Here is a 14155-nt window from a genome sequence, read left to right as displayed (position 1 = left end):
GGTTTCATGATAGCCCTCCCAGGGGACATTCTGATGCTTACGACAAGGGTCTTATCCATTGTTTCAAAGCATGGCGGACAAAACCTGTTTGAATTGCCCCGGGTTTCCTAGTCAATCTCGAATAACCGCTTCACGAAGCGCTCCTTCGAGATTGCATTCATTCAGCATAGACAAAGGATTGCGAGTTGCAAGCGGCATGTCGAATGGACCAACTTTGGCTCACACTGCCCATCACGTAGGTCTCACTAGTACAAAGCGGCCACGCTGGTGCGCACTCGGGACGAGGAGGAAGATCGTCAGTCTTACCAGTACCAGGAAAACAGAAGCCCATTGGGAGAATGCTGACCTGCCCCCATTAGAAGTGCCATCGGCATTCTAGTAAAATCCAAACCACTTGCCTAAAGGCGAGGAGAGTAGCTAGCTCTCCAGCTCGGTTAAATCGAGTTGTCATCGTCGCGTCATAAAAACTACGTATAAGAAGGCTTTATGATTAAGCCAATCTTATTCTTGTTGCTATTTATGACCAACAATATTGCTTGGTCGGATGCTCATTACCACGGATTGCAGGTGGATGTAAAAAGAGATGGCCCCTTGTACACCCTCATTGCCAGTTTCGATACGCCCTTAACGAAATGCGCTGCCTACCATTACCTGACTGACTATGAAGCTGCAAAAAATCTGCCCGGTGTGGTTGAGTCATTGGCATATCGCCAATCTGCCAACAAGGTCAAGGTTAAACGCACGGCTGATGAACAGGTATTGTTTTTTCATATTCGCCTCCATTCCGTCATGGAGTATAAGGAAAAACCTTTTGATAGCATCGCCTTTACACAACTGACGGGTGATTCGAAGACATTTCAGGGAACCTGGGATATCGAACCGAATCAACATGGCAGCACGATCAGGTTTAAGGGATTGTGGGAGCCGGACACCCTGATTCCTTTGCCTATCATTGATCATTTTGCAAAAAACGGCCTCATTGACAGATTCAGTGCAATCGCCGAATTGGCAGAGAAACGCAAAGATATGTTGCCACCCAGTTGCGTAGACTGACTGGGATCCGATCCCGAAATGGACTCAGAATCATTCTTTTCAGGGTTGCATCACGCCATCGGCCTACGGAATGGTGCGCACTAATGGCGGCTTTGGAGCGAAGGCTTGATTGTCATGGCACGCAACGGCCGGTCTATATGGCCCGTTCTCAATCTAAGCGGTCCTTCAACCTTCTCGAAAGTAGCCGAAGCTGCCGCTTTCAGTTCATTCCAACGTCCTGCTGCTTGCAGCCGAAGTGTTGCGCAACTTGCGGTTTTCAAAGAAGCGCAACAGCAAAAAAGTAATCCAGGCGACGATACCCAGCCCGATGGTGAAGGCGCCGTAAGAAATGGGCCAGGGAATTCCCTGGGTCATCATCGAAAATTCCGACATGCCGCCAACGCCAGCAATAATGTTCAGCGGCATAAAGACCACGCTGAGCACCGTCAGTTGCTTGATCACCTTATTCTGGTTGATGTTGATGAAGCCAACCGTGGCATCCATCAAAAAGTTGATCTTGCCAAACAGGAACGTGGTATGTCCATCAAGAGATTCGATGTCGCGCAGAATTTGCTGGGCATCGTCCAATTGCTGTTTGACCAGAAAGCGGCTCCGCATCAGGAAGGAAACCGCACGGCGAGTATCCAGCACATTCCTTCGAATCAGCCCGTTCAGAACCTCTTCATGGGCGATCGCCGTCAGCATCGTGGCCGCATCTTCGTCGCTCATTTGCTTGCTAAGCACTTGCTTGCCCACGGTTTCCAGGCCGCGATATACATCTTCGAGCGCCTCGGCCGAGTATTCCGCGTCAGCAGCGTAAAGATCCAGCAGAACATCCCGTGCATCCGTAACGTAGTAAGGTTGAGAAAGTGCGCGCAGGCGCTGCAACCGGAACACGGGCAGCTCCTCCTTGCGGACCGAGAACAGGATGTCCTTGTACAGGATGAACGCAACGCCCACGTTGCGGGATATGTCCTCACGGTCGAGCAGAAAATCAGAATGCAGGTGAATTTCGCCGTTTTCCTCCACATAGAAGCGGGCGCTTGATTCCAGGTCGCCCAAGCGATCAGGGTCTGGCAAATCGATGCCGAAAAAATCGCCCAACCAGACGCGTTCTTCAAACGATGGGTCGACCAAGTCAATCCAAATGGGCTTGGACTCGACCAGACCCTCACGGGAATTGATGGAAATTTCACGCAGGCGCCCTTCGTTCAGATCAAAGGCCTTGATGCCAGAGCGCTCTTTCTTGAACTCGCGATGTCCTAGCACTTGCAGAACGTCAAGCGTCATTTCCCGCAGTACGGCTTCCTTCCTGTCCTGGGTTACCTGATCCCAGATGAACAACTGGTCTTCCGGCGGCAAGTCTTCCAGAAGGTGAGCGATCTCGATTGGAGCTATCTTTTCCAGCGTCTGATGCAATTGTGCCAAGTTCTGTTTGCGCACCAGCGACTCGACCAACTCATGGCGTGGCATGTCCTGCTTGTGTAGCATACCGGTGACGAGCTTGTGTTTCTGCAATAGCTGAAGCAGTGTTTCCTGGCTGGTCGGGTGGTCAGTAGTCGGTTCAATTGGCATGTCAGCATTCTCCTGCCACGAAGGTCTAGACAAATTTTACCTTTTAGGCCTTATTGACCTTTCATTATTCAGTTCTATTTCCCAGAGCAGGATCTGGCTTTGAGAGGTCACGCTCATTGGTGCAGCTATCAGTCAGAGATTGATATTCCAGCGGGTGTGAGATGTGGTTTGCTTCAAGAAAATGACACAGCTTCTCGCGACGCCAACGGCGAGAAGGATGAAGAAGCCTTTTATCCATCAGCCAGTCAACGAATTTCGAAATGAACAACTACTCCTTACAGGCACTAGAACCCACCAATTAGGGCGTAATCTTCCAAGTGCAGCCGCACTCCATAACACGTTCTCCAGTCCGCGGTCAGCATTATAGACTGGGTTGTCGATAAGCTGGCAAGCGTTTATGCTGGTGTATAAATTTTCCAAATGTTCACAATAAATAATTAAGGAATAGCCATGGATTTTTCCAACCTGTTTAGGCATGAAACCGAAACCGTTAATTGTCAATATCTTCCTACCATCATCCGATCGGAAGTTTATTAGGGGTATTCTATAAGAATGGATCGTAACTAGAACAGATGGGGCTTTCCCTTGGTCAGGCGTCCGTAAGATCGCTGCCAAGAGTCGCCGCCCGGAATTTACCGCACCAGTTGTTGGCCGACACCAGGGGAATTTCCAGTGGTGGAAGTCTATCGGGGAGTTATCACCGGCAAAATTAAGTTGGGGCTTATCGATTCAATCAGGTCGACAATGAAAAGTGGCACACCTCGAAATTGTATCTGCGGAAAAATTGTTTTTTTACACTACTAACAAAGTAATTCCCGCTCCCAGTGCGATTGCCAACATACCCCATAAACAGCGACGTGCCAGGGTGGCGCCACCGATGAAGGCTACCAGGCCGAATTTGAAGAACAGGTTCGCGATCAGGGCCAGGGTAATGGCGGTGACCGTCTGATCCGCCTGTAGCCGGTCGAGGGAGAACAGTCGCAGGCTGGAAAGGGTGATGGCATCCACGTCGGTAAGCCCAGAAGCCACTGCGACTGCATAAAGCCCCTTGCTGCCGGCATAATCGGAGAGCCAGGCGGAGAAAAACAGCACGGCCGCATAGAGCAGTCCGAAGGTCAGCGAAGTGCGGATTTCGGAGGGATTTTTTATCTCCGGCATGGGGAGCTCTTTTCCTGTGCTTAGCTGGCGCCAACCGTGTGCGGTGGCGAGCAGACCCAGGGCCAGTCCGCTGCCCAGGACCGGCAGCAAGGTGGGCAGGATCGCCGGCGCCACCACCGCGCTCACCACGCCGAGGCGGACGATCACCACCAGGTTGGCGAGCAGGATTACCAGCGCCGCTAGCCTGGACAGGTCTTCATTGATTTTGCCGTGGCGCGCGTAAATCAGGGTGGTGGCAGTGCTGGACACCAGGCCGCCCATGAGGCCGAGCAAGGGGGCGCCGTAGCGCGGCCCAATCAAGCGCAGCGCGATGTAGCCGGCAAGGCTGATGCCGGATATCAGCACCACCATCAGCCAGATGTTGTAGGGGTTGAGCGCCTGGTAAGGGCCGTAGCTCTGGTCCGGCAGGATAGGCAGAATGACGAAGGACAGCACGGCGAACTGCAAAATGGAGAGCAGGTCGCGCCGCTCCAGGCGCTGAGTGATGCCGCGCAGCTCCGGCTTGAAATAAAGCAGCACGGTAGTGGCAATGGCGAGCATGATAGCCAGCATGGAGAAGCCGAACCAAATCAGCGCACCTAGTCCGTAACACACCAGCAGGGCGATTTCGGTCGTGGTGCCGGGGTCGCCTTCGGCGGAGGGCGCGCCGAAATAGGCGGACACGATCAGGATGGCCACCGCAGCGAGACCGACCGCCAGCAGCCACATGAAACCGGTCGTGGCGGCGAGCATGGCGCACAGTGTGCCGAACAGCGCCACCAGGGCAAAGGTGCGCAGGCCGGCCTTGGCTGCCGGGCTGCGCTCCCGTTCCATGCCGATCAGCAAGCCGATGGCAAGGCTGGTGATGAAAACCTGCAAAGATTCGAGGCCGCCTTGCGGCAAAGGGGTCATCGGTTTGCCCTTTCCATTGCAAAAAATTCCGGCAGTGTGATAGCCCGGTTTTGCCCAGTATCCTATACTTTGGAATCGATTGGCTATAAATGGAATGTGAGTATGGATTTGATTCTGTGGCGGCATGCCGAGGCCGAGGATGGATTCCCCGACCAGGGGCGCAAGCTGACCGACAAGGGCGAACGGCAAGCAGCGAAGATGGCGGCGTGGTTGAAAGCGCACCTGCCGGAGAAAGTGCGGATTATCGTCAGTCCGACCACGCGTACCCGTCAGACCGCTGCGGCGCTGACGCGGGATGGGATCGTCGTCAAGGAGGTGGGGCCCGGCGCATCCGTGGCGGCCCTTTTGGGCGCCGCCGGTTGGCCGGATGCCAAGGGAGCGGTGGTTGTGGTGGGCCATCAGCCGACGCTGGGTCAGGTGGCCGCCTATCTGCTCAGCAATACGCAAAATAGCTGGAGCGTAAAAAAGGGCGGTGTATGGTGGTTTACGAACCGTACCCGCCTGGATGAGACCCAAACCATCCTGAAGACGGTGATGTCGCCTGAATTTCTATGAAAACCATCCTGATCGCCAATCCCAAGGGAGGCAGCGGTAAAAGCACGCTGGCGACCAATCTGGCCGGTTATCTGGCCAGCAGGGGTGGTCGCGTGCTTCTGGTCGATCTCGACCGCCAGCGTTCCGCCAGCGACTGGCTGGGGCGCCGGCCGGAATTTCTGCCCACCATACACGGCTGGAATAGTCAGCTCGACAAGAAATCCATGGGCGAAACCAGGCCGGACTGGCTGGTGGTGGATTCCCCCGCAGGCATGCACGGCGACAAGCTGACCAATGCGCTCAAGCGCGCCGAGCGCGTGATCGTGCCGGTGCAGCCGTCCTCATTCGACATGGAAGCAACGCGGATTTTTCTAGAAGAACTGCGCGCAGAGAAATCGGTTCGCAAGGAGAAAATCGAAGTGGCGATGATCGGTATGCGCGTGGATGCGCGCACCCGCGCAGCAGCTGATCTCTCCGCGTTCCTCGATGAAGTCGGTTTCCCCGTGCTCACCTTGCTGCGCGATGCACAAATTTACGTTCAGGCTGCCGGCGAGGGTTTGAGCCTGTTCGATATGGCGCCGTCGCGGATCGTCAGGGAGATGGAGCAGTGGCAGTCGCTGCTGGACTGGCTGGAAGAATAATGGCTGATGGCTGAACTATGGACAACACCGAAGTTGAACTCAAGCTCCTGATCGATCCCGCAGATATTCCCAGGTTGCGGCGCCATCCCCTGCTCAAGGCACTATGCCCGTCCGGGCCGAAGACCCGCAAGCTCACCAGCATCTACTTCGATACCGATGATTTTGTTCTGAAGAACCAGGATATCGCGCTGCGTGTGCGCCGCAGCGGCCGGCAGTGGATCCAGACCGTCAAGGGCGGCGGCAGCGTGCAGGCCGGGCTGCACCAGCGTGATGAATGGGAGGAGTCGGTGGCTCACAGTACACCGGACTTTACCAAGATCGTCGATCCTGGCTTGATCCGGCTATTCGCCAGTGACGATCTGCGCCAGCGTCTGCATTCCGTATTCGTGACCGAGTTCAACCGCACTGTCTGGCTGCTGAAAACAGAAGATGGCGATCAGGTCGAGATGGCGCTGGATCAGGGTGAAATCCGTTCCGACCAGAGCAGTGCGACTATCTGTGAAGTGGAATTGGAACTGAAGGTTGGTAACCCGGCGGTGCTTTACGAGCTGGCGCTGGCACTACAGGAAGCCGTGCCGCTGCGTCCCGAGAATGCCAGCAAGGCCGAGCGCGGATATGCCTTGTGCGCCGCGCCACTCCCCCGGCCAGCGGTCAAGGCCACGCTCCCAGAACTGGCGCGGGAGATGACGGTGGACGCAGCGTTCCGCGTGATCGCCTGGAATTGCATCGGCCAGTTGCAGGATAACCAGAGTCGTCTATTACAAGGCTACGATCCCGAGCTTATCCACCAGATGCGGGTGGCGATCAGGCGTCTGCGCTCCGCGCTCAACCTGTTTGGTACTGCCGCGCCCGGCATCAAGGACGCCACGTTGACTGCGGAGCTGCGCTGGCTGGTCGGTGAACTCGGCCCTGCGAGGGACTGGGATGTGTTTCTCAGCGAAACGCTGCCACCGGTTGTCGAGGTGCTGCCTCAGGACGCAGGACTGGCGCGGCTAAAACAGGCAGCCGACCGGCTTTGCCAGGCGGCACGCGAACGGGCGTGCGCGGCAGCAGCTTCGCCGCGCTACCACAGTTTGCTGCTGACACTGGGCCGCTGGCTTGGACGGGAGCCCTGGCGGGAAACGGCGGAAGCGGCAGAGCTGGCGCAACTGGATCAGCCGCTGGCGACTTTCGCCGCGGCCATGCTGGGGCGGCGCCATCGCCAGTTGCGCCGGCGCGGCCGCAACCTTGCTCAACTGAATGCGGAACAGCGCCATGCGCTGCGGATCGACGCCAAGAAGCTGCGCTATGCTGCGGATTTCTTCTCCGGGCTTTATTCGCGCAAAGCTTCGAGGAGGTATTTGCAAGCGCTTGCGGATTTGCAGGACGATCTCGGCGTACTCAATGATCAAGCCGTCACCGGGCAGCTGCTCGAACAGATCAGAGCGGGCCACCGCGATTTATTACGGTATCACGCTATCGGCGTAATTACCGGTTGGATTGTCTGCAAAACCGTCCTCCAGCTTGCTGATATGGCACAGGTGTGGAAGCGCTTCAATCAATGCAGGGTTTTTTGGGACGAGAAAAATAATGTTTGAACCCAGCCAAGCTCGTCCACAAAATCAACCTGGTGAAGGCTGCGAACCTTCAGGCCATCATTTTGATCGGAGGTGTTAACGGTGCCGACCGGGGCGAGACTGTCAGCCAAAAAAATGTCAGGCCAGCTGGTTGCAGCGTTGCAAAAATGGTTGTTCTTTTTTAACAATAATTTCCTGATAAAAGTCCAGCATCCTTTGCGCCATGGATTCGGCCGACCATTGCTGCGCGTAGTGTTGGCCACGCGCACCCAAATCGCGTCGGTAGGTCTGGTTGCGCAACAGCTCAATCGCCTTGGCTGAAAAAGCATTCACATCCTCCCGAACTACAGCCGCGCCTATTCCATTCTCCAACACGGATTTGGTGCCCAATTCCGCTGTAGAAACAACTGGCGTTCCCTGCGCCATTGCCTCTAGCAGCACCAGCCCTTGCGTCTCGGTACGGGAAGCAAAGACGAAGACATCAGCCGCACGATAACAGTCATTGAGCTCAGTTACACGGTCCAGATAACCGACAAACTGAACATTGCCACTTAGCCCGAGCCGATCAGACTCGATACGCAAATGCTTCAGAGCCGGGCCCTCACCTGCAATGCACAGCAATACATCCGGGATTTCGCGTTTAACCTTGGCGGTCATTTGGAGAAGGAATCCGATATTTTTTTCGTGGGCTACACGCCCTACATACAGCATTATGGAACGCTGGGCCGGGATGCCAAAGCGCGCACGGAAACCTAGACCATCTCCAGCCATAAAACGTTCTGGTTCAATTCCGGTAGGGATCACGGCTGAAGGACTTTGCACTCCGTACTGCCGCAGTATGTCAAGAATGTGTTGCGACGGAAGCACGATTCCATCCACTTGATGGCACTGTCTGCGGGATATTCTTCGTACAACAGGAACCGACAGCCAGCGCGGCAAGAATGGCACGTAGTAATGCAAATAGCCTTCAAAATAGGTGTGGTAAGTCTCTATGCACGGCACGTCCAGCTCTTTTGATAGCCATTTACCGAAATAATGCGCAACAAAAGGCGTATGGACATGGATGAGATCAAATCGGCCGGCACGTAAGGACTCCAGCTTTTTTCTCGCGTGCCTAATTTTCATCATCCGGTCTTCTGGATCAAGAAACAGATAACGCGAGGGTAATCTGGTGATCCAGCTTTCCTCATCGCTGGGCATCTGGTAATCAGGCGCAATCAAGTGCACTTGGTGGCCAAGTTTCACCAGTTCGCGCCGCAACGTCCTGATAGATGTGGAGACACCATTGATACGAGGGAAGTAGACATCAGACACGAAAAGAATATTCATCTTTTTTCTCCATCTAGCTGCTGATTTGACTGTGTCTTTACCAAATTGCCATCCCAAATGATTAGTTCCAAACGTCCGTCCAGGTGTTCAACAATAGCGGTACAACTGTCCACCCAGTCGCCGCAGTTTAGGTATGAAACCCCATCCACTTCTTTTACTGCCGCCCAGTGGATATGCCCGCAAATCACGCCGTCCAGCTCGCGTTCACGGACATGGTGTATGACCGAATTCTCAAAATCGAAAATAAAGCTAATGGCTGTCTTGACTTTGCGCTTAGCGTAACCGGCAAGCGACCAATATCCGGGCCGCCGCAATCTCCTCCTTACCCAAGAAAGCCAGACGTTGAGACGAACCAGGAAGTTGTAGGAAATGTCGCCTAACATGGCAACCCATTTGTGGTAGCGGGTCACATGATCAAATTCGTCGCCATGCAACAATAGATAACGCTTGGCATCAGCAGTCGTGTGAACATATTCACACTCCACCTGCATATCCCCAAAAGAGGTACCGATATATTCACGCAGTGCCTCGTCATGGTTGCCTGGAATAAAGAAAACCTTCGTCCCATGCCGTGCTTTTCACAGAATCTATTGCACTACAGTATTCTGCGCAGGGGACCAGTAAATTCCTCCCCGGCTCATCGACCAGAAATCAACAATATCCCCGAGCATAAACAGATACTCAGAAGGATGCTCACGCAGGAAATCTACCAGGCGGTCCGCCTGACAAGCGCGGGTGCCGAGATGCACGTCAGAAATAAAGATTGAACGCACTTGGCTGCCATCACACATCATTCCGTACAAGAGAAGATGCACCCGCATATAGCGAAACGCCAATGATGGAAATCGAGCCAGAAATAATTCTGTGATTTTTCGAACTGATATAATTTTCCCGCGAATTCACCGGCTTCAGAAGAGTACCTTTCCTTGTATCAGTTGGAGGAATAATATGAAATATATGTTACAGGCGTGTTACATGTGAAGCAGCGCTGGTGTTATATGGAATATCACGAAATGAAAAAGAGTGCCGATTACCTTAGGCGAGGGTAATTTCTATACCGCTCAACTTAAGGGTTGTGTTACCAGATAAAATTACCTACGGCGGGAGTGGCGAAAAGGGTCTCCTGCCACGAACACCAGGTACAGTAGACGCCGGCAGCTATTCTTACCCGAATCATCCTTGTCATCATGCTGTAACACACAAGGAACAAAATGATCAGCCATCCATTAAACCTAGGCCGACCATCCACCAAGGCCTAAAGCTCTCAGGGAGCGAACAGGTGACACCCTCGACGATTCTAGTAATCGAAGACGAATCGGCGATTCAGGAATTAATTAGCGTTAACCTGCAATTAGCAGGACATAACCAACTCGTTGCAACCAGCGCCGAGGAGGCGCTGAGCCTGCTGAACGAGGCTCGACCAGACCTGATTCTGCTCGACTGGCAACTGCCCGGGATGAGCGGAATTGAATTTGCCCGACACGTCAAGAACAACCTGCTGACACGGAATGTGCCGATCATAATGCTCAGCGCGCGCAGCGACCTACAGGACAAAATTACTGGCCTCGAAGCTGGTGCCGATGATTACATCTGCAAGCCTTTCAGCCCGCGCGAGTTGATTACCCGGATCAAGACCGTCTTGCACAGGCGTGAGCAGCTATCAGACGCTTGCGACTAGCCCTCCCAACCCAGCGGTTTCGTCTAAGCCAAGCTGTGCCGAGTTTGGACTGTCTGTGGTCAGCTAGAACAGCGTATAGCTGATGAACCGCTGCATTGGTAAGGTAACGGGTTGCGCCAGACAAGAATATTTTGCACACTCCACGTGAGAGATCATCATGAGAAACCTGAAAAAACTTGAAAAGCGCCTTCTTGGCATCCATAAGGACGACCCGGCCAATCTGGTGCTGATACGGCTGGTGAAATCCCTGTGCCTGCATGAAAATTTCAATCTCTCGGAAATCTACGAGCTAAGCTATGACGACTTTGAACTCGCCCTTAACATCATGAAAGACTGGCGGCTGGACTGTTACTCCAAAACCACGGAACGCATCCTGAAAATCGTGACCACGTAGGAATTAATCTGGTTCGGTTTCTTTGTTCAGCCAACAGGCATCATGGATAATGGCTTGGATTTCTCAATGATGCCGTTGGTACTTCTAATTGGGGTAGGGCAGCTGCTCTACAAATGGCTCAAGGCCAAACCCTGGTCCGCGCCCCTTCGAATTCTACCGCGAGATCATTTTCAGTGTATTGAACGGGCGCGCAATTCCATGCTGGACTTGGCACAGACTTCCAAAACATTGCATGAAGCGGTAGTGCAATTTAATCCGTCTGTCGCTACAGCATAGTTGTGCTTAAGTCATTTTGTTGGTTTAAATTGGTGCTTGATAAACTTGATTAATCATATATACTTTTTATATTGTTTATAATGATTAAAGGACTTGCCATGACCAACATCTCCGCTTCGGATACTGAACAAAATAGTGATGCAGCCAAGACTGCCGCCAGCACTGCCACACCAAAATCATCAACTTCAGACGCAAAAACCACGGCAAAACCCACCTCCAAGCCCGCGGTGAAGCACGCTGCCAAAGCGCCGAATAAAGCTGCCGCGAATACCGGAAAAGCGGCTACCAATCAGGAAACCGCTAAGAAAGGAGATGCCGGAAAGACCGACAAGAAGGTCAAGCCAAAGAAAGCCAAGCAGGTTCGGGATAGCTTCACCATGCCCAAGGCCGAGTACGACTTGATCGCCGCGGTGAAAAAGCGTTGTGTTGCCAAGGGATTGGCCGTGAAGAAGAGTGAGGTGCTACGAGCGGCCGTCATCGGCTTCGCCGCGCAGAGTGATGCTGCCGTCTCGGCAGCCTTGCAGTCCTTGGAAGTCATCAAGACCGGACGCCCACCCAAAGGGCAGAAGTAAGATTGATTTCCAGAATAGCCAGACAGCCTCGGCTCCCCTAAAATGAAAAACCGGGGCGATACCAATTCGTGTCACTTTCCTTATAGCTCTTGCGCCCTGAAAAAGGCAACCTCTTAGAAGCTGTTTTAAAAAATCACGCGAGGCGTTTTAGCAGCAGATGAATCATCGCCACTTTGATCATTGCCTCAGCCTGTTTGGGGCTGACTTCATAGTCTCGCACCAGACGGCGGGAGTTGGTCAGCCATGCGAAAGTGCGCTCCACAATCCACCGTTTAGGCAGCACTGCGAAGCGGTGCGCTTCAGTACGTTTGACCACCGTGACCAGCCAGCCGAACATGTCATAGCTCCAGTCAATCAGTTTGCCGCTGTACCCGCCATCCACAAACACGGCCTGAACAGTATTCAGCAAGGCAAACAAGCGAATCAGCACAGCTCTGGCGCCCACGCGGTCCTGAATCCCGGCAGAATGCACCACAACCGCCAGCAGAAACCCCATCGTGTCTACCGCAATGTGCTGTTTACGCCCTTTGATCTTTTTGCCCGCATCGAAACCGCGCTGCCCCCTTTTGATGCAGTCTTGACTGACCGCGAATCCACAATTGCCACTGTCGGGTCGGCATTTCGCCCCGACTGGCTTCTCGCCTGCTCACGCAAGGCATGCATCACGCGATCCCAAGTGCCGTCCAAGCGCCAGCGGCGGAAGTATCCATACACGCTTTGCCAGGGCGGAAACTCTTTGGGCAGCATGCGCCATTGGCAACCCGTCTTGACCACGTACAGTATCGCATTAACCTCTCGCCGGAATTCCTGTTTTGTTGGCCGGCCTCGCTCTGCCTTATCAGGCAGGGGTTTGATCAGATATGTTTGCAGCAACTCCAATTGCGATTCGTTTAAATCCGTTGGGTACATAACCGCTCCTCTTGAAGTGGGTGTAACCCTTTAGCGGCAATAATTCGGATTTTTTAAAACAGCTTCTTAGAAGAGAACTGCGGGCGTAACTTGCATTGTCGGCAACTTGTTCGCCAGTATTCTTGTGCACCTTTCGTGATACTGCATGGGATACAGTTGCGCTGCCCCATAAAGCAGCGCAACTCCGTTAGCTAGAACATTGGATTCCACTTTTTTCGGGAAGACTGACGTATTTACTAAAGGCCGGTTTGTATCAATTCAGCCAGTCACTGCCCCCTCGTTTTGAATATTCCCGGCTCTTCCCAAGACTCGAGATCATTTTGCTAATTTGTCAGGCCAGCCTCGTACCACCCCTTGGAACGATTCACCACCTTGACTACCAGCAGCATCACAGGCACTTCGATAAGAACGCCGACTACCGTCGCCAGTGCAGCACCAGATTCTAAACCAAAGAGACTGATGGCAGCAGCCACGGCCAGCTCGAAGAAGTTCGAGGCACCAATGAGGGCAGATGGACAGGCGACATTGTGTTTCTCACCGACTACGCGGTTGAGCCAGTAGGCCAGCGCCGAATTAAAGAAAACCTGAATCAGGATAGGAACTGCTAATAACGCGATGACAAGCGGCTGGCGCAGAAACGCCTCACCTTGGAAGGCGAAGAGCAAGACCAGCGTCGCCAGCAGTGCCGAGATTGACCATGGACCGATCTTTTCCATAGTCGCGTCGAAGGCTGCCTGGCCTTTGGCAAGCAGGTTTTTGCGCCAGAGCTGTGCGAGGATGGGGACTCCGTATCCAGCAACGAGCGCGTCAGCTTGGTCGAGCGCAAGCTGCTGATTAAACCGTCATTCTTTTTATCAGACAGCCTCAACTCAGAAGTTTTTCATGCCTTCGAAACGAATCCGCAACTTGAGGATGTAGCCATCGTAAAAGATGGTGTGCCGATCGGCCTGATCAGCCGCACCATTATGATCGACCGGTTTGCCAGACCTTATCGCCGCGAATTGTATGGAAAGAAACTCTGCACTACTCGCCGAGATTTGCGACCCGGAACTGGATTTTCTCGGCCACATCGGCGGCGACGACTTTATCACCCTGTTTTGCAGCCCGGATTGGGAAGAGCGCTGCCGCAGTGGGCTGGAAAAATTCGGTACAACCGTCATTTCGTTTTTTAGCGTCAGCGACAACGAACGCGGTGGCTACGTGATGGAAAATCGGCGTGGCGAGAAGGAATTCAACGCACTCACCTCGCTTTCTATTGGTGCTGTCAAAGTCGGGCCGGGGGTGTTCAGCTCCCATATGGAAGTGTCCACCGTAGCAGCAGAAGCCAAGAAAATCTCGGGCAACAGCCTGTATATTAATCTGCGCAGCTACCTGGAATAGCGCATCTTCTTTTGATCCCGATCGTCTCATATTAATATACGTCCGGACCAATGGGTCTCTTGATTAACTGTTAAGTTTCCCACATGTCCTCCTGGTGCCGGCGATTACTTGTTTATGCATCAACACCACAATTCATAGGCCGAAAGTATGCGCGAGTTCATAACCTCAAGGAGCATTAGCCATGCAACCAACGTTTAATCCCCCCGGAAATGGCTACGGCGCGGAACTCT

10 protein-coding genes and 4 pseudogenes are annotated in these 14155 nt (G+C 53.4%); 8 read left to right on the top strand and 6 right to left on the bottom strand.

The window, feature by feature from the left end:
• Positions 1 to 486: 486 nt before the first annotated feature.
• On the top strand, positions 487 to 1053 hold the full coding sequence (locus SCT_RS16545; protein ID WP_144408314.1) for an SRPBCC family protein: 567 nt from the start codon (positions 487 to 489) through the stop codon (positions 1051 to 1053).
• A 204-nt stretch (positions 1054 to 1257) separates the two neighbouring features.
• On the opposite strand, the gene SCT_RS16540 is transcribed toward SCT_RS16545, so the two are convergent.
• Together SCT_RS16540 and SCT_RS16535 are read right to left on the bottom strand one after the other, a co-directional pair.
• The gene (locus SCT_RS16540; protein WP_059425134.1) at positions 1258 to 2607 is read right to left on the bottom strand and encodes a magnesium and cobalt transport protein CorA; all 1350 of its coding nucleotides are present in this window, start codon (positions 2605 to 2607) and stop codon (positions 1258 to 1260) included.
• Between the two features lie 792 nt (positions 2608 to 3399).
• Positions 3400 to 4656 (bottom strand): MgtC/SapB family protein, encoded by a 1257-nt coding sequence (locus SCT_RS16535; RefSeq protein WP_059425133.1) that lies wholly within the window; start codon positions 4654 to 4656, stop codon positions 3400 to 3402.
• Between the two features lie 102 nt (positions 4657 to 4758).
• On the opposite strand from SCT_RS16535, the gene SCT_RS16530 reads away from it, so the two are divergent.
• From SCT_RS16530 to SCT_RS16520, 3 genes are read left to right on the top strand one after another with little or no spacing between them, the layout of a single operon-like run.
• Entirely contained in the window at positions 4759 to 5211 is a 453-nt protein-coding gene (locus SCT_RS16530) for a histidine phosphatase family protein (RefSeq protein WP_059425132.1), read from the top strand.
• Positions 5208 to 5831: a ParA family protein gene (locus SCT_RS16525; protein ID WP_059425131.1), complete on the top strand. Its 624-nt coding sequence runs from the start codon at positions 5208 to 5210 to the stop codon at positions 5829 to 5831. Before SCT_RS16530 ends, SCT_RS16525 begins: the two co-directional genes overlap by 4 nt.
• A gap of 17 nt (positions 5832 to 5848) precedes the next feature.
• The gene (locus SCT_RS16520) at positions 5849 to 7408 is read left to right on the top strand and encodes a CYTH and CHAD domain-containing protein (RefSeq protein WP_059425130.1); all 1560 of its coding nucleotides are present in this window, start codon (positions 5849 to 5851) and stop codon (positions 7406 to 7408) included.
• Between the two features lie 117 nt (positions 7409 to 7525).
• Here SCT_RS16520 and SCT_RS16515 read toward each other — a convergent pair whose 3' ends face one another.
• Both SCT_RS16515 and SCT_RS17780 read right to left on the bottom strand, forming a co-directional pair.
• Positions 7526 to 8716 carry a glycosyltransferase gene (locus SCT_RS16515; RefSeq protein WP_059425129.1) on the bottom strand — a complete coding sequence of 397 codons (1191 nt, stop codon included), beginning with the start codon at positions 8714 to 8716 and terminating at the stop codon, positions 7526 to 7528.
• A pseudogene (locus SCT_RS17780) lies at positions 8713 to 9267 on the bottom strand (UDP-2,3-diacylglucosamine diphosphatase); the annotation flags it as partial. The gene SCT_RS16515 and the pseudogene SCT_RS17780, both read right to left, overlap by 4 nt.
• Before the next feature lie 728 nt (positions 9268 to 9995).
• Here SCT_RS17780 and SCT_RS16505 point away from each other — a divergent pair.
• The 3 genes and pseudogenes from SCT_RS16505 to SCT_RS16495 all read left to right on the top strand — a co-directional run.
• Positions 9996 to 10382: pseudogene (locus tag SCT_RS16505) on the top strand (response regulator); the annotation flags it as partial.
• Positions 10383 to 10551: 169 nt separating this feature from the next.
• On the top strand, positions 10552 to 10788 hold the full coding sequence (locus tag SCT_RS16500) for a hypothetical protein (RefSeq protein ID WP_059425127.1): 237 nt from the start codon (positions 10552 to 10554) through the stop codon (positions 10786 to 10788).
• A gap of 374 nt (positions 10789 to 11162) precedes the next feature.
• Positions 11163 to 11636: a hypothetical protein gene (locus SCT_RS16495; RefSeq protein WP_144408313.1), complete on the top strand. Its 474-nt coding sequence runs from the start codon at positions 11163 to 11165 to the stop codon at positions 11634 to 11636.
• Between the two features lie 133 nt (positions 11637 to 11769).
• On the opposite strand, the pseudogene SCT_RS16915 reads toward SCT_RS16495, so the two are convergent.
• Both SCT_RS16915 and SCT_RS16480 read right to left on the bottom strand, forming a co-directional pair.
• Positions 11770 to 12545, bottom strand: a pseudogene (locus SCT_RS16915) (IS5 family transposase).
• 323 nt (positions 12546 to 12868) lie between these two features.
• Positions 12869 to 13324: pseudogene (locus SCT_RS16480) on the bottom strand (arsenic resistance protein); the annotation flags it as partial.
• Positions 13325 to 13550: 226 nt separating this feature from the next.
• On the opposite strand from SCT_RS16480, the gene SCT_RS16475 reads away from it, so the two are divergent.
• Complete coding sequence (locus tag SCT_RS16475; protein ID WP_059425123.1) at positions 13551 to 13925, top strand: hypothetical protein; 375 nt, start codon at positions 13551 to 13553, stop codon at positions 13923 to 13925.
• Positions 13926 to 14155: the final 230 nt, after the last annotated feature.

It is taken from the genome of Sulfuricella sp. T08 (genome assembly GCF_000971475.1).
Classification (GTDB): Bacteria; Pseudomonadota; Gammaproteobacteria; order Burkholderiales; family Sulfuricellaceae; genus Sulfuricella.
Note: the sequence above shows the minus strand (reverse complement) of the source record. Positions and strands in the feature narration are given on the sequence as shown.